Annotated in this window: 24 protein-coding genes and 7 pseudogenes; 16 read left to right on the top strand and 15 right to left on the bottom strand. The window is 67.2% G+C overall.

Translation table 11 applies throughout. The features are described from left to right. Positions 1–941 precede the first annotated feature (941 nt). Both AC3IYJ_RS39670 and AC3IYJ_RS39665 read left to right on the top strand, forming a co-directional pair. Positions 942–1085: a hypothetical protein gene (locus AC3IYJ_RS39670; RefSeq protein WP_489399304.1), complete on the top strand. Its 144-nt coding sequence runs from the start codon at positions 942–944 to the stop codon at positions 1083–1085. A gap of 584 nt (positions 1086–1669) precedes the next feature. After that, positions 1670–2449 carry a glycine-rich domain-containing protein gene (locus AC3IYJ_RS39665; RefSeq protein ID WP_489399303.1) on the top strand — a complete coding sequence of 260 codons (780 nt, stop codon included), beginning with the start codon at positions 1670–1672 and terminating at the stop codon, positions 2447–2449. Positions 2450–2863: 414 nt separating this feature from the next. On the opposite strand, the gene AC3IYJ_RS39660 is transcribed toward AC3IYJ_RS39665, so the two are convergent. Next, entirely contained in the window at positions 2864–3064 is a 201-nt protein-coding gene (locus AC3IYJ_RS39660; protein WP_489399302.1) for a hypothetical protein, read from the bottom strand. Between the two features lie 235 nt (positions 3065–3299). On the opposite strand from AC3IYJ_RS39660, the gene AC3IYJ_RS39655 reads away from it, so the two are divergent. The 6 genes and pseudogenes from AC3IYJ_RS39655 to AC3IYJ_RS39630 all read left to right on the top strand — a co-directional run bounded on the left by AC3IYJ_RS39655 (position 3300) and on the right by AC3IYJ_RS39630 (position 7666). Next, the gene (locus tag AC3IYJ_RS39655; RefSeq protein WP_489399301.1) at positions 3300–4895 is read left to right on the top strand and encodes an ISL3 family transposase; all 1596 of its coding nucleotides are present in this window, start codon (positions 3300–3302) and stop codon (positions 4893–4895) included. Positions 4896–5108: 213 nt separating this feature from the next. Beyond that, positions 5109–6362: an IS21 family transposase gene (gene istA, locus AC3IYJ_RS39650; RefSeq protein WP_489399300.1), complete on the top strand. Its 1254-nt coding sequence runs from the start codon at positions 5109–5111 to the stop codon at positions 6360–6362. Between the two features lie 3 nt (positions 6363–6365). Then, positions 6366–6746, top strand: a pseudogene (locus tag AC3IYJ_RS39645) (ATP-binding protein); the annotation flags it as partial. Between the two features lie 64 nt (positions 6747–6810). Further along, positions 6811–7164, top strand: coding sequence for an ATP-binding protein (locus AC3IYJ_RS39640; RefSeq protein WP_489403063.1), 354 nt, complete (start codon positions 6811–6813; stop codon positions 7162–7164). 70 nt (positions 7165–7234) lie between these two features. Then, a pseudogene (locus AC3IYJ_RS39635) lies at positions 7235–7456 on the top strand (transposase family protein); the annotation flags it as partial. A 9-nt stretch (positions 7457–7465) separates the two neighbouring features. After that, entirely contained in the window at positions 7466–7666 is a 201-nt protein-coding gene (locus AC3IYJ_RS39630) for a hypothetical protein (RefSeq protein WP_489399299.1), read from the top strand. A gap of 259 nt (positions 7667–7925) precedes the next feature. Here the strand turns inward: AC3IYJ_RS39630 and AC3IYJ_RS39625 are convergent, their stop codons facing one another. Then, positions 7926–9527, bottom strand: a complete 1602-nt coding sequence (locus AC3IYJ_RS39625) for a hypothetical protein (RefSeq protein WP_489399298.1) — start codon at positions 9525–9527, stop codon at positions 7926–7928. Between the two features lie 224 nt (positions 9528–9751). Here AC3IYJ_RS39625 and AC3IYJ_RS39620 point away from each other — a divergent pair, with 224 nt between their 5' ends. Then, the gene (locus AC3IYJ_RS39620) at positions 9752–9880 is read left to right on the top strand and encodes a hypothetical protein (protein ID WP_489399297.1); all 129 of its coding nucleotides are present in this window, start codon (positions 9752–9754) and stop codon (positions 9878–9880) included. Positions 9881–9904: 24 nt separating this feature from the next. On the opposite strand, the gene AC3IYJ_RS39615 is transcribed toward AC3IYJ_RS39620, so the two are convergent. Both AC3IYJ_RS39615 and AC3IYJ_RS39610 read right to left on the bottom strand, forming a co-directional pair. Further along, entirely contained in the window at positions 9905–10237 is a 333-nt protein-coding gene (locus AC3IYJ_RS39615; RefSeq protein ID WP_489399296.1) for an integrase core domain-containing protein, read from the bottom strand. Between the two features lie 107 nt (positions 10238–10344). Continuing rightward, positions 10345–11697 carry an endonuclease domain-containing protein gene (locus AC3IYJ_RS39610; RefSeq protein ID WP_489399295.1) on the bottom strand — a complete coding sequence of 451 codons (1353 nt, stop codon included), beginning with the start codon at positions 11695–11697 and terminating at the stop codon, positions 10345–10347. A gap of 57 nt (positions 11698–11754) precedes the next feature. Here AC3IYJ_RS39610 and AC3IYJ_RS39605 point away from each other — a divergent pair, with 57 nt between their 5' ends. Beyond that, positions 11755–12210: a DUF6233 domain-containing protein gene (locus AC3IYJ_RS39605; protein WP_489399294.1), complete on the top strand. Its 456-nt coding sequence runs from the start codon at positions 11755–11757 to the stop codon at positions 12208–12210. A gap of 163 nt (positions 12211–12373) precedes the next feature. Here AC3IYJ_RS39605 and AC3IYJ_RS39600 read toward each other — a convergent pair whose 3' ends face one another. Next, positions 12374–12616, bottom strand: coding sequence for a hypothetical protein (locus tag AC3IYJ_RS39600; protein WP_489399293.1), 243 nt, complete (start codon positions 12614–12616; stop codon positions 12374–12376). A 160-nt stretch (positions 12617–12776) separates the two neighbouring features. Here AC3IYJ_RS39600 and AC3IYJ_RS39595 point away from each other — a divergent pair, with 160 nt between their 5' ends. Continuing rightward, positions 12777–13052 (top strand): isoamylase early set domain-containing protein, encoded by a 276-nt coding sequence (locus AC3IYJ_RS39595; protein WP_489399292.1) that lies wholly within the window; start codon positions 12777–12779, stop codon positions 13050–13052. A gap of 194 nt (positions 13053–13246) precedes the next feature. Continuing rightward, positions 13247–13507, top strand: a complete 261-nt coding sequence (locus AC3IYJ_RS39590; RefSeq protein ID WP_489399291.1) for a DUF6225 family protein — start codon at positions 13247–13249, stop codon at positions 13505–13507. A gap of 481 nt (positions 13508–13988) precedes the next feature. Here the strand turns inward: AC3IYJ_RS39590 and AC3IYJ_RS39585 are convergent, their stop codons facing one another. From AC3IYJ_RS39585 to AC3IYJ_RS39565, 5 genes and pseudogenes are all read right to left on the bottom strand, one after another. Further along, positions 13989–14324, bottom strand: a complete 336-nt coding sequence (locus AC3IYJ_RS39585; RefSeq protein WP_489399290.1) for a hypothetical protein — start codon at positions 14322–14324, stop codon at positions 13989–13991. Between the two features lie 455 nt (positions 14325–14779). Continuing rightward, the gene (locus AC3IYJ_RS39580) at positions 14780–14980 is read right to left on the bottom strand and encodes a hypothetical protein (RefSeq protein WP_489399289.1); all 201 of its coding nucleotides are present in this window, start codon (positions 14978–14980) and stop codon (positions 14780–14782) included. A 185-nt stretch (positions 14981–15165) separates the two neighbouring features. Continuing rightward, positions 15166–16746: an IS1182 family transposase gene (locus AC3IYJ_RS39575; RefSeq protein ID WP_489399288.1), complete on the bottom strand. Its 1581-nt coding sequence runs from the start codon at positions 16744–16746 to the stop codon at positions 15166–15168. A gap of 89 nt (positions 16747–16835) precedes the next feature. Then, complete coding sequence (locus AC3IYJ_RS39570; protein WP_489399287.1) at positions 16836–17729, bottom strand: IS982 family transposase; 894 nt, start codon at positions 17727–17729, stop codon at positions 16836–16838. Next, a pseudogene (locus tag AC3IYJ_RS39565) lies at positions 17680–18308 on the bottom strand (transposase domain-containing protein). Before AC3IYJ_RS39565 ends, AC3IYJ_RS39570 begins: the two are co-directional and overlap by 50 nt. 928 nt (positions 18309–19236) lie before the next feature. On the opposite strand from AC3IYJ_RS39565, the pseudogene AC3IYJ_RS39560 reads away from it, so the two are divergent. Continuing rightward, positions 19237–20277: pseudogene (locus AC3IYJ_RS39560) on the top strand (IS4 family transposase); the annotation flags it as partial. Between the two features lie 527 nt (positions 20278–20804). Here AC3IYJ_RS39560 and AC3IYJ_RS39555 read toward each other — a convergent pair. After that, positions 20805–21200 (bottom strand): transposase, encoded by a 396-nt coding sequence (locus tag AC3IYJ_RS39555; protein WP_489399286.1) that lies wholly within the window; start codon positions 21198–21200, stop codon positions 20805–20807. A gap of 110 nt (positions 21201–21310) precedes the next feature. On the opposite strand from AC3IYJ_RS39555, the pseudogene AC3IYJ_RS39550 reads away from it, so the two are divergent. Continuing rightward, positions 21311–21433, top strand: a pseudogene (locus AC3IYJ_RS39550) (IS6 family transposase); the annotation flags it as partial. 93 nt (positions 21434–21526) lie between these two features. Here the strand turns inward: AC3IYJ_RS39550 and AC3IYJ_RS39545 are convergent. The 4 genes and pseudogenes from AC3IYJ_RS39545 to AC3IYJ_RS39530 all read right to left on the bottom strand — a co-directional run. Further along, positions 21527–21976, bottom strand: coding sequence for a hypothetical protein (locus tag AC3IYJ_RS39545; RefSeq protein ID WP_489399285.1), 450 nt, complete (start codon positions 21974–21976; stop codon positions 21527–21529). Positions 21977–22682: 706 nt separating this feature from the next. Beyond that, positions 22683–23822, bottom strand: a complete 1140-nt coding sequence (locus AC3IYJ_RS39540; RefSeq protein WP_489399284.1) for a hypothetical protein — start codon at positions 23820–23822, stop codon at positions 22683–22685. A gap of 202 nt (positions 23823–24024) precedes the next feature. Then, positions 24025–24250 (bottom strand): annotated as a pseudogene (locus tag AC3IYJ_RS39535) (transposase); the annotation flags it as partial. Positions 24251–24337: 87 nt separating this feature from the next. Continuing rightward, positions 24338–25221, bottom strand: a pseudogene (locus AC3IYJ_RS39530) (transposase); the annotation flags it as partial. Between the two features lie 357 nt (positions 25222–25578). Between AC3IYJ_RS39530 and AC3IYJ_RS39525 the strand changes: the two are divergent. Beyond that, positions 25579–26178, top strand: a complete 600-nt coding sequence (locus AC3IYJ_RS39525; RefSeq protein WP_489399283.1) for a DinB family protein — start codon at positions 25579–25581, stop codon at positions 26176–26178. 453 nt (positions 26179–26631) lie between these two features. After that, positions 26632–26973 carry an ArsR/SmtB family transcription factor gene (locus AC3IYJ_RS39520; protein ID WP_489399282.1) on the top strand — a complete coding sequence of 114 codons (342 nt, stop codon included), beginning with the start codon at positions 26632–26634 and terminating at the stop codon, positions 26971–26973. Positions 26974–27000: the final 27 nt, after the last annotated feature.

Genomic DNA, 27000 nt, shown 5'->3' with positions numbered 1-27000 from the left:
GCTTCGCTTCGGCCTGCTCTGGTTTCGCTGCGCTCCACCAGAGCGGGCCGGCTTCGCCGGCCTAGGACCCCCCTCGCTTCGCTCGGGGAGGTGACCCCGTTTCACGGGGTCCGGGCCTTCGGCCCGTTGGGTGGGTCCGCTGCGCTCCCCCACCCTGGCCTTCCGGCTCCGCCTTCAGGCCAAGGCCCGCTCCGCGGGCCCCCTGCAGTGCAGGCAGTGATTGTCGTCGCCCTTGGAGAAACTCAGCCAAGAGTCCCCTCCCAAGACGTCACAGCCCCACCCACCGTATTTCCGTTGACATCTACGAGTGCGGCACTCGCTTCACCATTCACCCCGCGATAATAGCCGCCCCCACCAGTACTAGCCTGGACTGTGATGTCGGTAGTGCGGAGTGTTCCATCACAGGTCAGGGAACTGTCCAGTGCCTCACCCATGGTCACGCCGAATTCGAGCTGAGAGGCTGTGACCCCGATCGACGAGACTCCGGAGCTTGCGTCGCACGCGTAAGTCACATTCACGGTAGCGAAGTTCGAGAAACTGCCGCTGCCGTTTACGGTGACATTATTGACGGTGATGCCCGTGTCTGCTTGGGCCGGTGCCGCCAGAGCCACTCCGGTGACACAAAGGACAGCAGTACCAATAGATGCTGCAATCTTCCGGCTGATATTCATAAATCACTTCCTCAACTCAGATGAGGGTGCATCAATGACAAGACCTGGGTTTGCAGACCCCACAAGAATCTGCAAACCCAGGCATGTGATGCCTCCCAGCGACTTTGCCGCGACCACGACAGTCCCGGGAAGACCTGCCCGCCAGGCGCTCGAAGCACTCCCCCAAGCGCACCTCACATCGCACGCCCCCAATGAGCCTCTTCGAGTTGAGGTTCAGGCGAGCAGCCTGGGCACCTACGAACTGCACAGACGAGGCCCATCACCCGATCGGTGGCCAACTCGTCCCAGACCCCTCGGCTCAGCGGCACCCACACCTTCCCCGACCAACTGTCCCGGCCGGGCCGGCGGCTGTCCTACTCCGCCGGCACGACCATCACCGACGCCACCACGGATACCCCCACCGTCCAGCCCTGATCCTCCACGATCCGCCACTCCGATTCCCGAAAAGCCGTCGAACCAACACCAATGGCCTTGCCAGGCCACGAAGCCCGGCAAGCCCATAGACGTCGACTCCAGCAGACAGAAACCCGGCCATGGCCGCCCCGGCAGTGAATCAATGATTCAATCTAGCCCATAGCTAAACTCTGGAAAGATCATCACGTACCAGACCCACCAACCGACGACAGCTCTGCCACCAGCCCATACCGAACGCGTCAGCGCCAGATGGCCCTGGCCGACAATCCGGCGGCAATGCCGTTGCTTGACTCACTGAACTATCGCGGGGCCTCACCCGTAGTGGGCAGTTCCAGCCTAGGAGACATGCCCAGCTCCATGGTGACACCACCAGCCCGAAGACCACCCCAGCCCGACCCCCAACACGACGGACCCACCTGAACAGCTCTCCCTCTCACGACCGGCGCCCGCACACGCAACAACACGCGGTTATGCCCCCGCACGCCCCCACCACAACCCTGGCCCTCCCCACTACGAAACAACACAGTTGAGGGGACAACACACCTCAGCACCAACGGTCTGTCCTGACCTTTAGGGAAACGCTCATGCCCTCTGCCTCTCCCTTCTCAGGTTTCCGCGCCCGGCAGGTCCTGGCCGGAGCCACCGCCACCATCGGCATCCTGCTACCCGCCGCCGCGGTAGCTCCCGCCCACGCCGCCCAGACGCCAGCCAACTCCAGCACCGCCCTGCCAGCCGGCAAAGCGACATACAGCACACCAGGCAACTGGGAATTCGTTGTACCACCCGGCGTCACCCGCATCACCACCACCATCACCGGCGCCGGAGGAGGCGGCGGAGCCGGCGTGTCTCTGAAAGGCGCCGGAGGAGGCGGAGGCGGCGGCGCCACCGTCCACTGCACCCTGAACGTCCACCCCGGCGACCACCTGAAAATCCACATTGCAGCCGGCGGCACCGGCGGCGCCGGCAAGCCAAGCGACGGGAACGGTGAAAACGGGGACACCTCCCAAGTCGCAGTCAACAAAACCATCCGAGCCCAGGCCAACGGCGGCACAGGCGGCCAGACAGGCAACACAGGAGGCGCAGGAGGAATCGGCGGCATCGCCGTGTCCTGCGGCAAAGGAACCCACGCCAAACTCCACAACGGGAACCCCGGAACCGATGGCCGCAACCGTCGAGGTATCGGAGGCGCACCCGGCAAAAAGGTACCGAGCACCTGCCCCACCGGCACCGGACAGGGCGGAGACGGCGGGATCGTCGCCAGCCAGGGCTACACTGCCCCCGGCAGCCCCGGCGGCAACGGCTGCGTCGTCCTCAGCGGCCCCGGCGTAACCAGCCCACCTCCACCCAAAACAGCACCCTTTTAAACCTCCGTCAGGATACCCACTGGGAAACCATCCTGATCAAGTCCGAAAGGATGCCGATCTCGCCCCGGCGCACCATCTCGGCCAACGCCGACGACAGCGCCACGCGGCCGATCTCGATCCCGTCAGGTGCCAGCCGCTGCCCCGCCACTACCCCGGGGACCCTCCGGCAGTCAGGTCGAGCTCGATGCGGGCGCCGGGGGCGGCGTGTCCAAGGCCATGGACGACTCGGTACAGTGGTGGAACGTGGCATCCCAGCGAAGCAACCTGACCCTGCGTTGTCAGTGGTCGGCAGCAGACTGGAGTCATAAAAAACGGCGGCCTCTGCCCGGCCTGCAAAGCAGGGACAGAGACCGCCGCGGGAGGACCCGCACCTCGCGCCTCTTGGTGTTACAGCACCAAGGGGCGCGTCGCGTTTTACAGGTGGCTGACCAGCATCTCGTACAGCCACGCCACACCCTGGGTGAACCAGTGCGCAGCATCTCCGGCAACCCCAACCATGAAGGCCTGGGCTACGCCGTCGATCACGCATTCGCGAACAGTGCGACTCTCACCCCGGACAAGCGGCCAGCCATCGTCCTCGAAACCACCGGACGTCGGCTTGTCGCTCTCCGGCATGGGCGGTCTCGGCCAGCCAGGGGCGTTGTCACGTTGTCGGCGGCGTGATCGTTTTGATGGTGCGTCAGGGTGTGCCGGGGCCCGGTGGGGTCGTGGTTCAGGCCGTGGCGGGCATGCTGGTGGCGCTGGTGATGTGGTTCCAGACGGTGATGTCGTTGCTCCCGTAAGAATGGTTCTGACCCACTTTCAGTGCTGGAGCCACGGAGCGTCACCGAAACTGCGATCATGAACGGTCGTGGCTGACGATCTCCTCCAAGACCTCTGGCTCCACCAGGCCGCCGGCGTCACGGTCAACGCCCTCACCGTCCACCCGCACCGCATCACCGTCCACGCCGCCACGACCAGCAGTTCGGCCGGCTGCCCGTCCTGTGCGACGGTGTCGGGCCGGGTGCACAGCAGCTACATGCGTCGGCTCGACGACGCGTCAATGGGTGGGCGGCCGGTGATGATCGAGTTACGGGTCCGGCGCTTCCGCTGTGGCGAACCGTCCTGTCCCCGGGCCACGTTCGCAGAGCAGGTGCCGGGGTTGACGTTCCGTCATGGCCGGCGGAGCCAGGGGCTGCAGACGGTTCTGCGGCGGGTCGCGTTGATGCTGGCCGGCCGGGCCGGGGCCCGGCTCGCGGACGCGCTGGCCGCGCCGGTGGGCCGCTCGACGTTGCTTCGGCTGATACGCGCCGTGCCCGAGACAGCTCTGCCTGCGCCGAGGGTTGTGGGCGTCGACGAGTTCGCTCTACGCAAGGGCCACATCTACGCGACGGTCCTGGTCGACATCGAGACCCGTCGCGTCATCGACCTGCTGCCCGACCGCAGCGTCGAGACCGTAAGCGCCTGGCTCGCCGCGCACCCGGGAGTCGAGGTGATCTGCCGGGACCGCTCCGGCACCTTTGCGGAGGCCGGACGCCTCGGCGCCCCCGACGCCATCCACGTCGCGGATCGCTACCACCTGTGGCACAACCTCGCCGAGGCCGTGGAGAAGACCGTGCTCCAGCACCGGGCCCTGCTGCCCGAGCCCGCCCCCGTCGTCGATGACGAACCGGCGACGATGGTCCTGCCCCCGATCGCCTCGCCGCCTCGCACAACTGGGCGCCTGGCCGACCGGATCCGCGAGCACCACGCCGCCGTCCATGCCCTCCTCGACGACGGCGTCGCCCTTCGCACCATCGCCGACCAACTGGGACTCGCCCGCAACACCATCCGCCGCCTGGCCCGCGCCGCCGATCCCGACGAACTGCTGGTCGGCCGGTGGACCGGACGCGCCAGCATCCTCGACCCCTTCAAGCCGCACATCGACCAGCGGTTCGCCCAGGGCCTCACCAACGCCCGCCGCCTGTTCGAGGAGATCACCCAGCGCGGCTACCAGGGCAAGGAGCAGATCGTCCGCAAGTACGTCCACCGGCTCCGTGAAGCCTTCCCGCGCAAGGACCCGCCCCGCCGCAAGCCCTCCGTCCGCGACGTCACCCGCTGGATCACCCGCCACCCCGACCGGCTCGACGCGGATGATGCCCAGCGCCTGAAAGAGATCATGGCCCGCGTCCCGGCGCTGGCCTCCACCGTCGAGCACGTCCGCAACTTCGCCAAGCTGATGAACCAGCGACGCGGCCGCCACCTCAAACAGTGGATCGCCGCGGTCCAGGCCGACCAGGTCCCCGCCCTGGCCGCGTTCGCCACCGGCCTCCTCCCGGACCTCGACGCGGTGGTCGCCGGCCTGAGCCTGCCCTACAGCTCCGGTGCGGTCGAGGGCCACAACAACAAGATCAAGATGCTCAAACGCCAGATGTTCGGCCGCGCCGGCTTCGACCTTCTCCGCCTGCGCGTCCTCCACGCGGCATGAACTGCTGGTCGTGGCGGCGTGGACGGTGAGGGCGTTGACCGTGACGCCGGCGGCCTGGTGGAGCCAGAGGTCTTGGAGGAGATCGTCAGCCACGACCGTTCATGATCGCAGTTTCGGTGACGCTCCGTGGCTCCAGCACTGAAAGTGGGTCAGAACCGTAAGAATGACCCCCAGGTGCTCCCGCAGAATTGACCCCCCTTGATCATTTGGAGGGTGCTGAAAGTGGAGGACTGGGCCGAGATACGCCGTCTGCATCGAGCGGAGGGTGTGCCCATCAAGGAGATCGCGCGGCGGTTGGGGGTGGCTCGGAACACGGTGCGGGCCGCGTTGAACTCCGACCGGCCCCCGGTGTTCGAGCGGGCCCCGCGGGGCCATGTCGCGGACAGGTTCGAGCCCCAGATGCGGGCTCTGTTGCAGGAGTGGCCGACGATGCCGGCGCCGGTGATCGCCGAGCGGATCGGCTGGCCGTACTCCTCGGCGCCGCTGCGCAAGCGGCTGGCGCTGATCCGGCCGGAATACCTGGGGATCGACCCGGTCGACCGGGTCACCTATGAGCCCGGCGAGGTCGCTCAGTGCGATCTGTGGTTCCCGGAGACGAAGGTCCAGGTCGGCGCCGGGCAGGAACGGATACTGCCCGTGCTGGTCATGGCCTTGGGGTTCTCCCGCTATTTGTCCGCGGTGATGATCCCCTCGCGGCAGGCCGGAGACATCCTCTCGGGCATGTGGCAGCTGATCCACGAGATCGGCCGGGTTCCCAAGACGCTGATCTGGGACCGGGAAGCGGCGATCGGCGGCAGCGGGAAACTCACCGCGCCCGCGGCGGCGTTCGCCGGCACTCTGGCCACCAGGATCAAGCTCGCGCCGCCCCGCGACCCCGAATACAAGGGGATGGTCGAGCGGAGCAACGGCTACCTGGAGACCTCGTTCCTGCCCGGACGGCAGTTCGCCTCCCCGGCGGACTTCAACCAGCAGCTGCAGCAGTGGCTCATCAAGGCGAACTCCCGCACGGTCCGCTCGATCCAGGGCCGCCCGGTCGATCTGCTGGAGCGGGACTACCTGTCGATGACGCCGCTGCCGCCCGTCGATCCGCCGACCGGCCTGAGCTCGAGGATCCGGCTCGCCCGGGACTACTACGTCCGGGTCGACACCGGCGACTACTCGGTCGATCCGCAGGTCATCGGCCGGTTCGTCGACGTCACCGCCTCCCTCGAGGAGATCGTGGTGTTCTGCGACGGCCAGGTCGTCGCCCGCCACGAACGGTCCTGGGCCAAGCAGGCGGTGGTCACCGATCCCGCCCACGCGGCCACGGCCAAGCGGATGCGCCAGGCCCTGGCCGCGGACCGCCACCGGCGCCAGGCATCAACACGGCAGCACACCGATGGGCACATCGTCGCCCTGCGACCCCTGCCGGACTACGACGCCCTCTTCGGCGTCGATTTCCATCAGCCGTCAACAGAAGCGAAGTGACACATGACCATGGCCACCACGATGCCGAAGGACGGCCTTCCGTCCATGATCGCCTACCTGACCCGGGTCCTGAAGACCCCGACGATCGGGGCCTGCTGGGAGGACCTGGCCGCCCAGGCGAGGGACGAGAACTGGTCCCACGAGGAGTATCTGGCAGCTCTGCTGCAGCGGCAGGTCGCCGACCGGGAGTCCAAGGGCACCGTGATGCGGATCCGCACCGCCCACTTTCCGCAGGTCAAGACCCTCGAGGACTTCAACCTCGACCACCTGCCCTCGATGCGCCGGGACGTCCTGGCGCACTTGGCGACCGGGACGTTCGTCTCGAAGGCGGAGAACGTGGTCCTGCTCGGCCCGCCCGGGATCGGCAAGACCCACCTCGCCATCGGCCTGGGAGTCAAGGCCGCCCACGCCGGGCACTCGGTCCTGTTCGACACCCGCGAGCAACTGGATCACCCGCCTCGCCACCGCCCACCAGGCCGGCCGCCTCGAGGCCGAGCTGAAGAAGATCCGCCGCTACCGGCTGATCATCATCGACGAGGTCGGCTACATCCCCTTCGACCAGGACGCCGCGAACCTCTTCTTCCAGCTGATCGCATCCCGATACGAACAGGGCTCCGTGATGGTGACCTCGAACCTCCCCTTCGGACGCTGGGGAGAGACCTTCTCCGACGACGTCGTCGCAGCCGCCATGATCGACCGCCTCGTCCACCACGCCGAGGTCCTCACCCTCACCGGCGACTCCTACCGCACCCGCCAACGACGCGAACTCCTCGCCAAGGAGAACCGCACACACCGCGACTGAACCAACCCCAGGGGGTCAAATCTGCGGGAGCAGAGCGTGCTCAATTCTGCGGTTCTGCGGGAGCATTGACAGCGCCGGCCCCTGGGTGACCACACCGATCAGACGGCTCCCGAACCGGGACCTCACCACGACCCAGCAGACGATCAACCGGGCGCTGTCAGCGGCACGGGCACCTGTCGAACGGAGCATCGCGAGGCTGAAGTCCTGGCGCATTTTCCGCCGGGCCCGCTGCAACCCCAACCGCATGACCGCCATCGCCGCAGCCATCCTCACTCTGGAGCGTCAACGCTGAAAAGGCTCAGTGGCCAACCTGAACAAGCTCACTGACCGACGGACACGACAGCCCTGGTACACGACCAAGACGACCCCAGCGTTCAGCGACATGGTCGCCAAGCTCCGCCGGACGATCATCGCCGCCCGCCATATTCGCAACCCCGCAGGTCAGCCCAGCCCCGAGGAAATCGCCGCGGTCATCCGCGCCTGGGAAGCAGCAGCGGCATAGAGCACCACACCAAGATCACGATCTACTACAAAGACGAGTGATAACGCCCCCAGCCATTTCCACGCCCTCTGCACGGCCGCCAACTGACCCTCACAAGATCACCAACAGAGTCCCGGCCTTGGGCCAAGGCCCTACGCAGCGGCCGTTCTCTTGTGCTTTGTGACTCGACATCTCGAAGCGTGGAGAACGGCCGCCTCCGCTGTTCCGGGAAACACCGCAGATCAGCAGGTCGGGTGGCCTGCGAGGTTAAAGATCAAGCTCAGTACCAGCTGATCCTGATGGCACCACCGCCTCCCGAGCCTCCGCCCTGGCCACCCTCTCCTATACCAGGTTCAGGCTGGTTATAGGGGAGACGAGCGTCCGTTTCGTCGCGCTCCTGCACATTGCCCACTGCGGGATACAGACTCGGGCCCTGGCCACCGCCGCCCCCGCTAGCACCACAGCCATCAGCGCCGCCACCACCGCCGCCCCCGCCGCCGCCGTACTTTCCGCCTGCCCCCTTGCCGCCCCCGCCGCCCCCGCCGCCCCCGTAGGCGACGTATCCGCCGCCTCCCCCGCCACCGCCCAAAGCTCCGCCCCCGCCGTAGCCTGACTGGGCATAGGCGCCGGCTCCGCCCTGGCCCTTCGAGCCGTCTTGGCCGCCCCCGCCGCCCCCAGCGTTGCTGCCGCCACTGCCGTCGGTACCGTCTGTGCGGCCGCCGCCCCCGCCCTTGCCGCCATTGCTGCCGGCTCCGCTCCAGACGTTGCCGACGCTGCCATCACCGCCCCCGCCGTCACCGCCCGCGGCCAAGTAGCTCCCGCCGCCCCCTCCGCCACCGCCGCCCGCGCATACAACAGGGTTGTCCGCGGGGAAACAGGTGTAATCGCCCTGACCACCGATGTACATGCCGACTGAACCAGATGGGGCGGGATTGATTAGGCCCGCGGCATAGGCTCCAGAGCCACCGTTGCCGCCTCCGCGGCCGAGGGTTTCACCATCTTCGCCACCTTGGCCTCCTCCTCCCCACGCCTCGACGATGATCGCTGTGGCGTCAGCGGGGATGGTGAAGGTGTGGTCGCCGGGGGTGGTGAAGAGGGTGCGGTTGGCGGTTGTCGTGCTGGGGGTGACGGGACACCAGTCGGTGTCTTTGACGAGGTAGCCGCTGTCCTGATAGGTGCCTTCGGGCTCGGTTACCGGGTCGGTGACGAGGTTCGAGGTGACGGCCCAGGTGATGCCGTTGCTGAAGTCGCCGGGACTGTTGGCCCAGGTGGAGCTGATCGCGGGGTTGTAGTCGCCCCAGCCGCCGTTGCCGTTGGACGGATCCCAGTGGTCCGGCTGGAAGTTGTCGCCGGCGAAGGACTCGCACTGGGCGCCCCGGAAGAACCAGATCTTGTTGTCCGCAGGCGAATACAGTGCCGCGTCGACCCCGTCGAAGGGGAAAACCTTCCCCTTTTCGTCATCGAAGACGTAGCCGAATTCTTGTGCGATGGGCCGGGTGAAACCCCGGGTGTTCAGCCGACTTCCCGTGGGCCTGTTGATGGAGAAGGTGATGCAGTTCCCACCCTGGAAGAGATAGACGGTGCTCACATCACCCAGACAGAGGGCGGCATCGACGGGTTTGCCAGCGTCAAGGAGGTTGCCGGTGCCGCCGTCGGTGAACAGGTCGTACCCCCCGACCAGGTCATACAGCGAGTGCGTGTCGGCAGGCCGAGCGCCCCACCAGGGCTTCCCCTTGGCCGGGTCCCACTCGTAGCGGTCGCACATGACCTGCTGACCGTGGCCCGTCCCGGACAGACAGTACAGACTCGGCAGCCAGCGTTGACCGTCGGCGAACGGGGTATCGACAATGGGGGCAGAGAAAGCCGCGATATAGGATTTCATGAGCACCGTTCCTTTAGCGATTGGCCCTGTTTGGCCAGCACGTCCGTGACGCCCCGGAGAGAGGCCACGAAGCGGAGGACGGGCGCCCTCCGCCTGTCCGGGTTGTAAGTCCCGCCCGGCCGCCTTCCCCTCGGCACACGAGGAAACTGTGCACTTCCCCTTCAGTTGGAGATCAGCAGGCTTTCTGTAGTTCGCTGATCTCCCGGTCCGGGTAACCCCTGAGAATGCAGGTGAAGTTACTGGACGTCCCGGAGTCCGTGACCGACCGGGAACGTGCCGAGGAGTGGAGCGATCAGCTCGAAGAGCTGATCCTGCGGGCAGGGAAGATCTTCCCTCGGGTCGAGCTGGAATGAACCGTTCCGGGTTCGATAGAGACCTCAGATGTTGGTTGTGACCTGGGGCTTCGTGGTGCTCAGGTAGTGGTTGGCTTCGTATTCAGCAGGTGGGACGTGGCCTATCTCACCGTGGAGTCGTCGGTGGTTGTACCAGTCGATGTACTCGGCGGTGGCGAGCTCAACCTGGGAGAGTGTCTTCCATGGCCGTCGGGGCTTGATCAGCTCGGTCTTGAACAGGCCGATCATGCTCTCCATCAGGGAATTGTCGTAGGCGTCGCCGACCGATCCGATCGAGGCGGCGATGCCGGCGGCGTCCAGATGCTCGGCAAGCCGGAAACTCGTGTATTGCTTGGACTCAACCGGTCGTCGCAACACCGGTCCCGTCCGCCACCGATCCACCCGCCCTGCCCGCCGGCCGCCACGCTCCAGGGACCGGACCCGCGTCCGGACAGTGAACCGGTGGCGGTGGCGGTCGCCGTGGTTCAGAACAGGGCCAGGTCCTCGCCGCTGGTGTCGGCGATGACGGGCCGGGACTGAGTTGGGAGGCCGTCGAGGCGGTCGGGCCCGGCCGCGGCTGCCACGGCAGGGGCGGCCTCGGCCAGCCAAGTGCCAAACTGCTGGACGGCTTCGCGGTAGGGGACCCGTGCCAGGACACGGTGCTCGCCGGAGGGACAGAAGTCGACGGCGACGGTGAGCAGGCAGGAACGGGGTGTGTTGTGGCTGCCTGTCCAGGAGACGCGCAGTACGCCGCAGGGTGTGCGCCCGCGGGAGCTGCGGGTGTGGTGGGTGGGGCGCAGGGGTCGGCAGGCGGTGTGGGCGGTCCATGCGGCGAGGTGGGGCAGGGGCAGTGTGGTGCGGGCGCGGCAGCCGGGGCAGCGGTGCCAGTGGCGCAGCCAGTCGATGGTGTCGGTGTCGAAGAGGCGCCTGTAGCGGTCGGCCACGCGGATGGTGTTGCTGTACAGGTGGTCGGGGCGTTCCTGTGTGTTGCAGGACTGGCAGAGGGGGGCGCGGACGTAGCCGTGTTCGTGGCAGTGGTCGAGTACAGCGGCCGGTGCGGTGCCGCAGACGGCGCACGTCCACCCGGCCACCTTGCCGGAGATTCCGGGCTTCCTGCTGAGCACCGAGTACAGGTGGCCTTCCAGCTCGCCTGTGTACCGGCGCAGTGGAGCGGGCGAGTAATCGGGGCTGTTTGTCTGCTGGTCCTCGGTGGCCCGGTCCTGCCGGCGTGGGGCGGGCAGCTCACGGACGGCTGTGCTTGTCCGGCGGGCCTGCGCGGCTTGGGCTTGCAGCCACCGGGTTTCGGTGTGCTCGGCTGCGTCCAGCAGCCTGACCACGGCACGTGGCAGCCACCACGTCCGCGTCGTCCCCTCGCGGGTCTGCTTCACGAGTATCCGCCGCCAGTCGATCCCCGCCAGATGGCACGGCCGGCCCTCGTCGCGCTGTGCCACCCGCTCGGGATCGCCCAGCCTCTGCAGTTCCTGGGTGATGCGCTGGCGCCATCGCAGCGGTGTTCCCTCGGTGTGTTCCTGCCGCGGCATGTGGCGGAACGGGCCGATGCGGAGCAGGTCCTGGCGGTCCATCTCCACCGCGTTCAGTTCCGCGGCCGCCCGGCGCACCTCGGATTCCGGAACCATCCACTGCCCGCCGGTCTGTACCGTCGCCACCACACGGCCACCGAGCAGGACGTACCCCGCCCGTGCATCAGTGGAAGGGCAGGTGAACACCACAGAAGCCGTCGGCATAGAGCTGCCGGCCGTCAGTCCGGCCCACAGAGCGTCTGCGGCAACCAGAGTGATCAGGCCGCCTGCGCGGCCCGGGGTGACGAGCTCGGGCATACCGACAGGCTAACGGCTGACGGTTGTAGGGTGCTGGCCAGGGGCAAGGAGGTGGCAATGACCGCAGGCAACGCCCGCGTGATCGTGGTGCTGCCCGACGGCCAGGAGCTCAAGGCCACCCTGTACGAACGACGGCGCGCACCCGGCGGCTGGCAGTACCGCGTCGCCGTCACCATCTGGACAGCCGGAAACAACAGCGGCCGCCCAGAACCCGGGAACCACACCGTATGGCTGGACGCAGACCAGGTCCGCCCTATCGAAGGCGTCGACTACAGCTCTGTGCCGACGCGTTCCCCAGCCCCTGCCAGCCGTACCGGCGTGGCCCGTCAGGCGTGGACGGTACAGAACCTGCCCCACCGCCCCGGCCACCCCGGAGCACGCCTGATCCACATCATCGGCTGCCAGCCGGGCGTCCCCATCAACCTCGACCAGGCCCTCGACGCACTCCAGCAACCCCGCACCGTCCCCTGCCTCCAATGCAAAGCCGCCACCTCACTACCATCGGCCGGCTGAACAACCCGCACCACAACGCCGAAGACAACACCCCCGACGGCGAGCAACGGGCTGGTCAACTGACCCAAGCGAGCCGCCCCGGAGGGAGACATGACAGGACCCCGCCGGGTGACTACGGGCCCGGCAGGGTCCTGCGTGCGTGGGATTCGACGGACGCCGTTTGTCAGAACTCGTCGTCGCGCAGCTCGTCCTCGCGCTCGCGGCCCTTTTCTTCCTCACGGCGCCGCGAGGGGTCCTCGGGGCTCTCCCCCCGTGTACGCCCGCCGGCGCCGGGGTGGACAGGGTCCTGACCCGTACCGGCCATCGGCTGCTGCTCCCCGCGGCCCTGGCCCGGCTCCTGACGCTTGCCCTTCGTACCGCCCGTGACGGCGCCCTCCTCTGCGATGCGCGGCTGGAGATTCCACACACCACCATCACACGCTAAGTAACATGACGCATCATTTTCGTGACAGAGTGTGGTGGCCGGGTGAAGTGGAGGCAGCGGCGGCGGGGCCGACGTGCGGACGGCGGTGCCTGCCCCGACGATGGCCGCACACCCATCCGCCGCCATCGTCAGGAGCCGCCCCATGCTGGAACGCACACTGAAGAAGGACCACACCGAAGTCACCTTCGTCCTTCCCGCCGACACCCCGCCCGGCCCCGTCAGCGTGGTCGGCGACTTCAACGACTGGCAGCCCGGCATCCATACCCTGAAAGCCCGCAAGGACGGCAAGCGCGCGGTCACCGTGACCCTCCCCAGTAAGAGCGTCCAATCGTTCCGCTACCTGGCCGCAGGCGACTACTGGTTCAACGAGGAAACCGCCGGCGACCACGACGGCCCCAACAGCCGCCTCCACACCTGAAAACAGCCACCCCGGCAGGGCAAGGAATCAGACCACCACCACGTACGGTCCGAACAGCGGGCCCGTCGACGGATCACCCGCCAGGGCCGGCAAGACCGGCATCCTACGGCGCCAGGACACGACGCCCGCGCCTCCCAGCGGAACCCCGGCGCGCCACGCCCAGGACCGCCAGTTTCCGGATCTAGCCTCGGACCATGGCTGACACGTTCAAGCACACCCCGCACATCTGGACCGCGGGACGCCTGCGCACCGCGCTCACCGAGGTCGCCGACGACACCCCCATCCACATCGGAGTCGCCGACGAACCCGGAAACTTCGACGGATACGGCGAATTCGTCCTCGTCAACGCCGAACCCGTAGAAATGGACGGCGACGACGCCAGCGTCCCGCCACAGGTCCAGTTCACCCTCTTCGCCGACGCCAAAGCAGGCATCTACTACCTCGACATGGACTGACCGGACCAGCTGACCAAGCAGCACCCCTGCAGGAAGGCGTGATGTTTCCCCGCCCCGGCACACTGGACCTGACGATGCACCAAGCCGTCCCCGGCTCCCACGCGTGCCGGCACCATACTCCTCCCCCGGTCCCGGCACCCCGCCATTCACGAACACCCCCACCACGGCCCAGCCGAAGAACCCGCTCCCCGCACAGAGGCAACGGCGGGGCTACTGCGGGCTGCTTGGCACTCTGGCTCAGCCAACCACTGGTTGCATTCCTCTGCCCCGCAGGGGCGGGCCCCGGCGCGAAGCGCCTTCAAAGGGGCCCGGGAGCGAAGCGACCTGCCCGAAGGGCAGCTCTTTTGTCCGCCCGTGCCCGAAGGGCACATGGGGGCGGACCAGCCCGCAGGGCTGTCCATTAGACGCGCAATAGGCATACAAAAGGGCGGCGCTTACCTCGCCACCCTTTTGCCTATTCGGTTCAGGTCTCATATTCGGCTCATGTCCAGCCATTCTCATAGCTGGTCAACTCGAATTCCATGCCTCCCCAATCGCAGTCCGAACAGGCCGCCCACTGGCGGACTTTCAGATCCACCTTTTCCGAACCGCACTTCGGGCAGGACAACCGCGCGAGCTTCACATCCCCGCCAAAGCGCTCGGCCTGGTCCTCGTAGCCGAGCAGGCCATCCTCCGATACCATCCACTCCTCCTGGCCGTCCAGGTCGATGTCCGAGACGTGCAGGCGCTTCTCGCACCCGGTACAGACGAACAGCCGGTCCGGCTGGACCCGGTACGGGCGCAGCCCGTCGCACGACGCGCAGTTGATCATGGGCATATCGGTGCCTTCCCGTTGCGGCTTCTGGGGCGTGTCCCAGGAGGCCGCGCGGTGGGCCGCGTGCTTTTTGGCCCGGTGCGCGCCGGAGGCGCAGGGCCAAAAACCCTGCCCCGGAACGGGGCAGGGCGGTCCGCGCAGCGGACCGAATCGCCGGTGAACGCGCCCGGAGGGCGCCCGGCGATTCGCCCGCAGGGCCCGCCAGGGCCCGGAGGGCGGCACGCGGCACGCCGTGTGGCAGCGTGGGCCACGCCCCAGAAGCCAGGGCTTGAACCGCACCCGGAACGCGCGTGCTGCGCACCGCCGCCCCGCTTCCGGACTGCTGTCAAAACGGTGCTCACTGTCATCGCGGCGAACGATTCGGCGCGCACTGTCAGCGCGGGGGCAGGCCCGCCTGCGGGCGGACACAGCAGCAGGGGACGCCGCCGGCGGGGCCCTCACCCGCACCCGGTAGCGGCTCACAGGAGGAACTGGGCCAGGACGGTCGCGAGAGCGGTGGCGAGGGTGAGGAATGCGGCGAAGGTCATTGCCGCGCGCATCAGGACGGTCGGATAGGTAGCGCCGCCGAGTCGCGCGAGCGTGCCTGCGGCAGCAGCCGCCATGAGCGCGAACACGAACACGAGGGCGGTGGCAAAAAGGACGACGGTGATCCGGTTCACAGTGAACTCCATGGTTGGACGGATGCGTTGTCCGACCAAAGTGGCGAATCGGCTGTTCGCCATGGTTCGCCCGAACGAAGATGAACATCGGCGAACGCACGAGGAGGGCCATGACAGAGCCACTAGAAGGTTGCTGAAGATCTTGTTGTGGGGCTGTCCGGCCGTGGGCCGGGCGGCCCCTTTCGCTATGTGGTGGCTGGGGCGAGACGCCAGGTGTGGCCGGTCCGGGTGAGTCCGAGGTTGATCAGTCGGCGGAGGTTGAGGACGGCGGCGCGGTGGTGGAGCCAGACGCTGTTGGCGATGACGCCCCGGTGCGGGACTCGTCGGTTGCCTTTGCCGACGAGCCAGGCGATGGCGCGTTCGACCGGTGGCCGCCATCGGCGGTATTCGTTCTGCCAGGCCGGGTCGGTGGCCGCCTGTGCTCGGGCCGCGGCCAGCAGCTCGTGCTGGGGATGGACGTTCACGGTGCGTCCGGTCTTGGAGGCTGTGCAGCGTTCCCGCAGGGGGCAGTCGGTGCAGCCGCGCTTGAACTGGGCGGTGCGGGCGCCGTCCGCTTTGACCCGCCCGAGGTTGGCGGTGTGTCCCGCGGGGCAGGTCGCGGTGCCGGCCGCCTGGTCGATGTGGAAGTCGTCGATGGTGAAGCCGCCGGGGACGGCCCGCCGCATCGGCGGCGGCTTGATCACCAGAGTGTGGCCGGCGGCCTGCAGCTGCTCGCGCAGTTCACCGGTGCCGTAGGCGCAATCGCCGAGCACGGTTAACCCGTCGTCTTCCCCCTCCAGCAGATCGGCGGCGACGGAGGCCTCGTGATTGCCGGGACCATAGCCGCCGGTCAGGGCGACCGCGGTGAACAGCCCGGTCTCCGGCTCGAAGGACACATGCCCTTTGAAGCCGTCCTGGTGGCGGGTGCGGTTCTTGTGGATGTGACGGGCGTCGGGATCGACGGTCGATACGATCCGGTCCGGCGCTGTGCGCTTCGCGATGCGCCAGCGGCCGTCGCGGCCGTCGGAATCCTCGGCAGGCTCGACGTCCTGGCCAGCGACCAGGGCCAGCAGGCCCACCGCGTTCGCTGCCTTCTCGCCCAGTTCCTCCTCGGGCAGGTGCCCGAGGAGGTTGAAGGCGTCGGTCACCAGCGCGTCGACCAGCGCGGCGCGGGCCGCCTCATCGTTCCAGGCGATCTTCGGCTTGCCCGGATCGGTGTAGTCGTGCGCCGAGCACCACGCCGCGGCCGTCTCCTGGCCGCCGGGGACCTCGCGGATCACCCGGCGGATCGCGGAGATGATCTGGGTGACGGTGTCCTGGGTGGCCACCGCGTCATCGAGCACGGTGGAGTCCAGCGCCCGTCGCTGCTTTCCCTTGAGTACGCCGGTCGCGGCCACGACCTCTTTGACCGTGGTGAAGATCCGCATCGGATCGGCCGAAGTACGCAGACGGCGCCGAAAGTACGTCAGCAGCGACGGATCGAAGGCCATGTCATACAGGCCAAGCCCGCAGGCGGCCTTCCACCGCAGGTCACACCGCAGTTCCTGAACGGCCTCAAAGTCCGACAACCCCTGCAGACTCTGCAGCACCACCGTCGCGGCCAGCACCTGCGGCGGCAGACTCGGACGGCCGTTGGACGAGGGATACATGTCGGCGAAGGTCCCCGCCGGGAACAGTGCCTCGCGATGCTCGGCCAAGAATGCGAACACACTCCCCGCCGGGATCAACTCCCGGCAGGTCTCCCACACATCCGGCCCGACCGTCTCCCCGGCCCATTCCCCCTGCATGCCTACAAGACTGGCCCCGACTCGACCGAGCCGGGGCCAGAACCCGAGATTTTCAGCAACCTTCTAGACGAGTAAGTCTGAAGTCCTGGTCAGTGGTCGTAGGCGATGAGTGACCTGGTCAGTGGCGTGCCGTTGGTGCGGTTGTGCCAGATGGCGGCGGTCAGGGCCAGGATGCGTTGTGCGACGCGGGCCAGGACTCCGGCTGGGGTTCTGGCTCCGTGGCGTTCGAGGTCGAGTTGGCCCTTGAGGGTGTCGTTGACGGACTCGATCAGCTGCCGGATCGGTTTGAGCAGGTGCTCACCGGGCCGGGCCTTGAGGTTTCGGTAGCTGGGCCGCAGCAGCGTCAGGCCGTGGTCGGCCATGAAGCTGTCCAGGTGTTTGGAGACGTAGCCCTTGTCGCCGACGATCGTCTGCCCGGGGTGCGTGGTCAGCAGGTCCTGGTCGCCCGTGAGCATGTCGGCCAGAACCTCGCGTTCATCGGCCTTGGGGTTGGCCAGGGCCCAGGCGACCGGTAGGCCGCCGGGCGTGCAGAGCAGGTGCAGGCGCAGGCCCCAGAAGAAGCGTGAGTGCGAGGGGCAGTAGCCGTAGCCGGCCCAGCCCGCGAGGTCGGAGCGTTTGACGGTGGGGCGGGAGCGGGCGCATTCGACGGGTGTGGAGTCGACGATCCATACGTCGTCGTGCCACAGGTCGGTGTCCCGGGCGAGGGTGCGGATGAACCGGCTGATCAGCGTGTTTGCGGCTCGTAGGCGCTTGTTGTAGCCGGACTGTTCCGGCAGGTAGGGGAACTCGGCGGTCAGGTGGGCGCGGGCGAACCGCAGCCAGCGGGTCTCGGAGGCGAAGCCGAGAACGGCCTGCATGACGGCGAGCGTCAACAGCTCGGCATCCGTCAGCCTCGGCGGGCGGCCCGGTCGCCGCGTTCCTGCCAGAGAGTCATCAATCCTCACGTACAGTGCTGTCGCGAGGGTCTCCAGGTTTGTCGTCACAAACGAACCAACGAGACCCTCGCTTCATGCGCCGGTCCCACAGCACCAGCATCTCGGGGCCCAGATGGTGCAACAGCCTGGTGGCGTACGAGGTCTCGCCCTCCCGCGTCGGGCCGAAGACCGCTGCGATCACGGCCCGGGTGCCGGTCTCGACCAGCGTCATCAGCTCTACCTGGGGATAGCCGCCATGCGGGCACCGCCCCAGCCAGCCCCGGTTGCGCTCGCTGTCAGGCACCTTGATCGAGCTGCAGCCGTCGAACGACACGGTCCGATACGGGCCGAACCGTACTCCCGGCGTCATCGGCCGGGCCAACGGCCCGGCCAGTACGTCGAACAGCACCCTCATGGGTGCACTGCCGAGCCGTCGGCGCAGGTCACGCAACGCCTTCGTGGTCGGATAGAGCACTGGAATCCCGGACAGGCCGGCCGTCAGCTTGGTCCAGACGAGCCGATAGCCGACCTCGGGGAACAAGCCATCGCGAGCAGGAAGTAGACCCCGACCCGCGAGGGCAGATCCCGCAACCGCCGCTGCACGGCCCTTGTCTCCGACAAGACCGCGTCGACGAGCTCGAACGGCACGACCGCCGTCAGCTCCCCCAGATGACCGGGCGCGAACCGGCCCGCAGCCACAGTGACCGTACGGGTGATGGTCGCCAGCGGCGGCGGCAGGACACAATGGCCGGGCAACGGAGCTCCTTCGGCGACAAGCTGTCTTGGACGACTGCCTGTACCAACGAGCTCCGTTGCTCCACGCCGGAATCCCGTCAACTCCCCTTGCGTGACCTGCGGAAACGTTAACTACCCGGCCTTGGGGAAACTTCAACACCACCCACCCCCAACAACGTGACAATGCCGCCCAAAAAAAGGGGGGCGCGCACAGCGCGGCGTCTCTTGGGGCATGCTTCAAGCGCCCCGTGCGGGAGGCCTTCCCAAACTGTCACGTCCGCGTCAAAGTCAGCGGACAGGACCTGCTATTCAGGCACCCTTGACCCGAATTCGAGGAGGACACCGCATGAAAATCAGGCGGAAGATCGCAGCATCCATCGGCACCGCCGCACTGGCCCTAGGTGGAGTAGCGATCAGCACACCAGCAGCCCATGCCGACAGCCCTGGAGTGGAGTGCCGGGCAGGCGATTTCGTTGACGGTATCTTGTACGCCAGCCCTTGTCATCAGGAGGGGGCAATCGGCCCCACTGATATTTTGCTTGAATACAATAGCGATACGGCGCTAGCGGGTTTGTATCACTGCGGCGTTGTAACGTTTTTTGGAGGCTCGACATTCCCCCCCCAGGCGTCTGGGGGCGGCTGCGTGCATGCATGATTTTGGTGGAGGGTGATCGCTGAAGTTTCCCCAAGGCCGGGTAGTTAACGTTTTCGCAGGTCACGCAAGCCAGTTGAAGGATTTCCGACGCAGAACAACGGAGCTCGTTGGTACAGGCAGTCGTCCAAGACAGCTTGTACTTGAGGAGCTCCGTTGCCGTTTCATCATGTCCTGCCGGCCCCGGTGATGGCCATCACCCGTACGGTCACAGTGGCCGCGGGCCGGTTCGAGCCCGGGCATCTGGACGAGCTGACGGCCGTCGTGCCGTTCGAGCTGGTCGACGCGGTCCTGGCGGAGAATCGCTCGGTGCAGAGGCGACTGCCTGATCTTCCTTCGCGGGTCGGGATCTACTTCCTGCTCGCGATGTGCCTGTTCCCTGAAGTCGGCTACCGGCTGGTCTGGGACAAGCTGACGGCCGGGCTGACCGAAGTGCCGGTGGCCTCCCCTACGCCGAAGGCCCTGCGTGATCTGCGCCGACGACTGGGCAGTGCGCCGGTGCGGGCGTTATTCGAGGTTCTCGCGGGGCCTCTGGCCCGGCCGACGACACCCGGTGTGCGGTTCGGGCCGTACCGGACTGTGTCGTTCGACGGCTGCAGTTCACAGAAGACCCCCGACTCCGGGCGAAACAGGGCCTGGCTGGGGCGAACCTCTCATCACGGCTATCCCACACTGGAGTTGATGACGCTGGTCGAGACCGGCACACGGGCCTTGCTCGGCGCGGTGTTCGGGCCCACCGCCGGGGGCGAGACCGGCTATGCCTCGCGCCTGCTGCATCTGCTGCGGCCGGACATGCTCGTCCTATGGGACAAAGGCTTCGACGGCAACGACTTCCTCGCCTCCGTCACCGCGACCCGCGCCCAGTTCCTGGGCCGACTCCGAAGCAACCGGCGTACCCCCGTTCTCACACGTCTCGCCGACGGCTCATACCTGTCGGTGATCGCCGCCGAGAAGGTAGGTGTGATCGACGCGAACATCACGGTGACCTGCGCGGACGGCACCGTCTTCACCGGCTCCTACCGGCTGGTCACCACCTTGACCGACGCCGGCCGCTACCCGGCGGCCGCGCTGGTGGGCCTCTACCACCAGCGGTGGGAACACGAATCTGCGTACTACGCGCTCCGCCACACGATCATGAACGGGCGTGTCCTGCGCTCGGGCGACCCGGCCGGCGTGGAACAGGAGATGTGGGCCCTGCTCACCCTCTACCAGGCCCTACGCACCATGATGGTCGAGGCCGCCGAGTCGCTACCTGGCACCGACCCGGACCGCTGCTGTTTCACCATCGCTCTCCAGACCGCCCGCGACCAGGTCGTCCAGGCCGCCGCCGTCATCACCGACCCCGCCGATGCCGGTCGCGTCGGGCTGATCGGGCACCGGATCCTGGCACGTCTCCTGCCACCCCGACGGCGGCGTGTCAGCACCCGCAAGGTCAAGTCACCGATGTCCCGTTACAGCACCCGCCACGACGACGGCAGGCCCGACACCAGCCGCACCATCACCGGTCTCGACATCAGAGTCCTCGAACCTCGCGAACCGCACCCTCAACTCCCCGCAGTCTCCCGTGACGACCGGAACACCGCCCTCGCCGACCGCCGCCGTCACCGGATCCTTGGCCTGCTCGAAGAAGACCCCACCCGCCTCTGGCGCCCCCGCGACATCGCTTCTCACTTCGGCGACATCACCATGGAGACCATGTAAAGGCAGCTCTCCAGATGGGCTGAGACCGGCCTCATCCACAAACTCGGCCCCGGCCTCTACGCCGCCACGGCATGGACGCCAACACCCCTTGCGTGACCTGCAAAAACGTTAACCACCCGGCCTTGGGGGAACCTCACACTGGCATGGAAAGCTGTGTCCGCCAGCTCCAGCCCGAGGGCGTACTTCCAGTCGATAGCCCGTACCGCCATCGCGGCGGCCTGCCGGTCGGTGAGGTCCTCGGCGAACTGCAACACCGTCACCAGCGACAACACCCCCGGAGACAGACCCGGAGCACCCCGTGCCCCGAACGCCTCCGTGAACGGCTCGTCGGCGAAGACCTCTGCGAGGCGGTCCCGGACACGCATCGCCAGAGTCCCCTTCGGGAACGCCGCCCGGGCCACCACCCCGGTCTGTTCCGGGATCTCCGACAGCCCCACCGGCCTCATCGACATCCGTACCGCCTCCACAGCCGCACGACAAAGAAGCGACCCCACCAACGATCATCGCGGACCCCGCCTCACCCCCGCAGCGAATTGCGCAGCAGAGTCTTCTGTCCGCGTAAAGCTCCATCTCGCCCCGCCTCCGACCTCGACGCCACCTCCTCACCGCCCGCCCCTGGCGACACGAAATGACCGAACGATTCATCACCTGGAAGCAGGCCACCGGCTGCACAGCAGCATCCTGACGACGACTGCAACCCGGCGAGACGAGCACCTCTCACATACCCCAACTCGCCCATGAACACTAAAAGTTGACAGCACGGTTCAGGTTGTTGTGGTTACGGGTTGGTGATGGTGATGTCGATGGTTCCGGACTGGCTGGTCACGCCGGAGCCGGCGCAGGCGAGGGGGTTAATGGTGAGGACAGGACCGGTGGACAGGTAGGTGTCGCCGATGAACTCCTCGTGGCTGTCGCCGTCGCTGACGACCTTTCCGTTGGCGGCATAGACGTCTTCTCCCAGGGGGTTGACGCCGATGGCCATCGTCCCGGCGATGTCACTCTCCTTCCCGTCGTTCCAGTGGATCTCCTCCTGGAAGCCGGTGGTGACCGACGAGCAGCTGAACGTGCCGGTACCGGATGCGGTGAACGTCCCCGACGACAGCTGAGGGTCACCCGTCGATGTACAGGGCCCCAGCTGTCCGGTCACGTGGAACGTGACGGTCTGCGGAGTGTTGGTGATGCCGGGGCTGTAGGTAGAGGTCACCGCACCCGTGCACTGGGCGTCCACGCCCGCAGCGTAAGCAGCGGGATCAGAAGGAACCAGCAAAGCCGCCACCAGCGCACCAGATCCCGTCACAACAGCCCCGTACCGCCCGGCCACAGCAATACTCCCCGAAAAGAATTTCCTGACAGACATTCCAGACCCCTCTTTTCTTCCCTCACAGTGCCAATGCCCCCAACCACACCGGGCTATGACCGCCAACGCGGCACGGCAACACAGCCGCCACGAAGCGAATGTCCTGCCAGGCACCGGCTGCGTCCAGGCGCAGAAGCACAGCGCGTGGGGTCACGCCACCCGCGCGCATGAACACAGCACGCCCCCACCCCCGGAGCACGCTGACCGCCCCAGGTCGGCATCCGCGGATCCGTAACCGATTCACCGGGAATATCACGGATTAGGCTAGCCTGCGATGAAGTCCAGACCTCCCTGCTGCGCCAGGTCCTGGTGCAGCAGGCCGCGCAGGTGGATGAGGTCGATCACTCCGAGGATCTTGGCCGTGGGAAATGCGCCGCCCGTACTCTCGCTTCGCCGACGTGGGGTTCTGGGGCAGAAGCCCAGCTGGAGGCCGGCGACGAGGTACTCGGTGTGGTCCAGGACTCCTCGCGGGCTCGTTTCTCCAACCCGCCCGCGGCATCCAAAAGCGCCGGGCTTTTCAGGCGCGGGCGGTCTGCCAGCCCGTCCGCCGGTTCACCCCAGCGCAGCCCATCATCTGCTATGGCGTCAGTGTGCGGGCAGACTTGCTGGCGGGCGTGCCGCGTCGTCTGTCGCCGTCCCGAATCTGAAGCCGGGGCCGGAATCGGCTGAACGTCCTTTGCTGGATCCTGGCGGCATTGGGAGATTGGTCGTATGGTCCCATTGCGCTGCTGGTGAGAGTTGCCACAGTGGCTGCTGACAGAGACCTCGGTACGTCTTGGCGGAGGTGCGAGGTCTCTGTCATATCTCTTCGCGGACACTGCCGCCGTTCACGCGAGACGGGGCGGCCGTCGCTCGCATAATTTTGCTGTACCTTCATGATCCAGCTGAAAAGCGTAGCGCTGTTTGGTCCGAGGCGTGCCTGTGACATATGAACTTGGCGCAATTGGCGCAATTGGCGTACTGGCGGAAAACGGGCTCTGGCGACGATCGCGTGACGGGTCAGGGTGTCAGGAGTATTCGGAGTCCGAGGAGATCGAAGTTGGCTCTCCCCCAGCACTGGCGTTTGAGGGTTTTTGCTCGTGTGACTGCTCCTTTCACGGCGCCGGAGTTGTATTTCCAGGCTCAGGCCGTTGGTGAACGCGGCCAGGTCGCGGCGTAGTCCGGTGGCAAAGGTGTGGAGTGTGGGCAGGTCGTCGGCCTCGACGCGTTCGATCCAGTCGGCGATTTCGGCGCCGCGTCGGCCGGTCATGATGGCGGCGAAGGAGCGCACGTGACCGTCCAGGCGGTGCAGGTGCTCGCACCGTGCGAGGAGGTCTTTGACCTCCAGGGTCTCGTCGTCGTCCAGGTGGTCGGGGTGGCTGAGGATCCATCGGCTGATCTTCCGGGGCTTGGGAATCACCGGGCCTGACGGGGCCGGCCGCCTTCGGACCGGGTCAGGACGGCTGCGGCTGGTTCCTGGTACTCGGAATTCGTGCAGATAGCGGCGCACAATCTGCACGCTACCGGTGAACCCCAGCGGCCTGATCCGCTCGGTGATCACCGTGGCGTCGGTGACACCGGAGTTCCACAGCCCGTTGACCTGCTCGCGGTATCCATCAGGCTTCGTCACTCGGTTCTCGCACTTCACCAGCAGTACCGCCAGCGTGGTGGCGTCAGCGAACCGGCGGACCGTCTGCTGGTCCAGGTTCAGCTCACGGCCGACCGCCGCCCGCGACATGCCAGCCGCCAAACGGCTCTGCACCGCCTCGAAACGCTCGCGGTTCGGATGACCAGTCGCCGCTCCGGGCGTAGTGGCAGCACGGGCTCCGGCTCGAGGACCATCGCCGACACGGGTTCCGGGGTCGGATCCGGTTCCGGTGTGGCCGTCTCGGTCTGGACTCGGAGGCAGTGGTAATGGGAGTTCACGGTCTTACCGACCGCTTCACAGAGGTTTTGACATAAACGAAAGCGATCTGCCACCTGGATGGCGTCCGGCGCGCCGATGCGAGCGCCCTCGGCATACGCACCTCCGCGATCACGGCATATGACCTCGACGCCCGGGTGCTTGACCAGCCAGGAGGCCAGCGTGGAGGCCTCGCGATTCGGCAGGACGTCGATCGGCCTGTGCGTGGCCATGTCGATCAGGATGGTGTTGTAGGTGAGTCCAGAACCCCCACCATCACCCTCGCCGCATGACCAGCCCAAAACCCCCACGTACCAGTCACCACACCCTTGACGAAGGACATAGAGACACCCCCCGCTGGGCAGCTTCTCCACGGTCAGACGGATGACGCTCCCCTCGATCACGGGCAGTTCAGCCCCGTGATCGAGCCACGCAGCCCGGCGGGTCTGCGTGGGGTGCAGCCCGGTCCCCTGCCTGCGCGGAGGCCTTTCCGTAGAGGCGGGTGTCCGTGGCAGTAACCGCCTCTTCGGCGACCCCAGGTCGTGGGGTCGCCGAAGACGAACTCGCCGCCATGCCTGGGCGGCCGACCGCCCCTGGGGTGCGCCACGGCGAACTCTGCGCGGGAGGGGGCCGGACGCCGCATCACCGGTCCGAACGCATCCTGCCCAGGATCTCGACGGGCAGGCCGGCCAGTAGGTGGGCGATGCGCGGAGCATCGTATCCGGCGTCCAGGACAACCAGGGTGTTCGGATCGCGCGGCTTCCACGGGCCCGCCGCGACGAGTCGCTCGATGACTTCGCGGATCTGAAGGGTGGTGACCGCGGCGACGTCAGCGCCAGGCTGAAGGCGGACCGCGTCCAGCACTGCCGTCCATGAGGTGCGACCGATTTCCAGCGCGGCCACCACCGAGTAGGGCCAGGCGGGCACCATCTGATGCTTGCCCTCACCCCGGCCGAACGTGTGACAGAAGGCCTGGGGTCAGCACAGGTGTTGGCGTCCGGCCGCAGCCACGGCGACACATCCACCGCCAGCACCAGCACCAGCCGGCCGTCTGCCGCCCTCGGCAACGGCACCCCGGCCAAGGCCCGGCGCAGCCGCGCAACATCCATCCGGCCCTGGTTGAGCCCGCCGTACAGAGCCCCGTGACCACGACGGTCCTCGGGTGCGAGCGCGAGATCGACCAGCGTCCGCACGGGCCCGTCCGTACACAGAAGCGCGTCGCCCGCGCGGTCAGTCACGCGTACAACTCCGAGCGGAAGTGAGACACTTCCGCGAACGCATCCCGTAGGACGCCCTGATCCACCAGACACAGGACCACGGCCTTCGCGCTGATCCACTCTGTGACGGAGCACAGGATCAGACGAAGGCCGCCTTCATGTCCGCTGAACTGCGAAAACGCCGACCACGTACGAACCGCGTTCGATGCCGGACAATAAATCACAAGCTAAGAGGTTGTCTCACGTGCCAAGTTTCGCGAGCTTCGTGTAGGAGGTCAGGGCGGCGGCCATGGCCAGGCCTCGGTGCTGTCAGTCCTTGCGGACCACGTACGGGATCTTGAGGCCACGAGCAGCTCATGGCAGGCTCATGCCGCATGATCGATGAGTTCGCGAAGGACAACCTGCACGGGAGACTGCGGCGGGACCGTGAGGCGCTGCTCTGGAAGCTCGACGGCTTGTCCGAGTACGACGCCCGCCGGCCGTTGACAGCGACCGGGACCAACCTCCTCGGCCTGGTCAAGCACGTGGCCACGGTCGAGGCCAGGTACTTCGGTGAGGTCTTCGACCGCCCTTCCCTGGAACCGCTGTGCCGGTGGCAGGACTCCGACGGCAGCGATCAGTGGGCGGCCGAGGATGAGACGCGCGATCAGATCGTGGGGTCCTACCGGCGCACGTGGGAACACTCGGACGCGACGATCAACGAGCTTGCCCTCGATGCCCCCGGCCACGTGCCGTGGTGGCCGGAGCCTGATCCGAACACGAACCTGTTCGCCGTCATGGTCCACGTCCTCGGCGAGACCATCCGGCATGCCGGGCACGCCGACATCCTGCGCGAGGGCCTCGACGGCCGGACCGGGATGCGCCCCGAACACGAGAAGCAGATCGACGAGGAGGCCCGCGCGGCCCACTGCGCGAAGATCGAGCAGGCCGCCAGGTCGGCCGCACCGATCAAGGCTCAGAGGTTGCTCACGTGACGTGATGTCCGTACGGCATGATGCCGGTCCGTGGGCGCTGATCTGTCGAAGCGCCTGGTTCCCGATCAACTCTGACAGCCGGCCGCCCCGTTGCTGCCGTCGTTCGCTGCTCGTCCGCACGGTGGGGGGGACCGCTCCGTGGGACGAGCGGGCCGTGTTCACGGCAGCGGTGTAACGGAGTGGCCACCCGCGCCGGTGATCAGAGGCGCGGGATCCGTGCGTCTGGGGTTGGATCGTTCGTGGGCGTCGTGAGGGGAGGGTCTCGCCGACGGGGGTTGCGGCGAGACCCACGCAGGAACCGTACATCCGCAGCCGGCAGCGAACCGCAGAATCATCGAATTGCAGAAGTCTGCAATTTCATAGATGCTGTGGGTGCTGTGTCCGTAGGTAGCCGCGGGCACAGCACCAAGCCGTTCGCCCCAGAGCCCGGGGTGGTGAGAAGGGGGCGAGGCCATGCCGGTTCCGCTGTATCAGGCCAAGGCCGAGTTCTTCCGGATGCTGGGGCACCCGGTGCGGATAAGGGTTCTGGAGTTGCTGCAGGACGGGTCGATGCCGGTGCGGGATCTGCTGGCCGCGATCGAGGTCGAGCCCTCCGCGCTGTCGCAGCAGCTCGCGGTGCTGCGCCGATCGGGCATCGTCACCTCGGTGCGTGACGGCTCGACCGTGGTCTATGAGCTGGCGGGCGGGGACGTCGCCCAGCTGATGCGGGCGGCTCGGCGGATCTTGACCGAGGTGCTGGCCGGGCAGAGTGAGCTGCTGGAGGAGCTGCGCGATTCCGAGGTCCCGGCCACGTGACCGTGCACGCTTTCCTGACTTCCCTGC

The sequence above is a fragment of the Streptomyces sp. GL_140 genome, assembly GCF_057834465.1.
The sequence above is the reverse complement of the archived record's forward strand: the minus strand, read 5'-3'. Positions and strand labels throughout refer to the sequence as shown.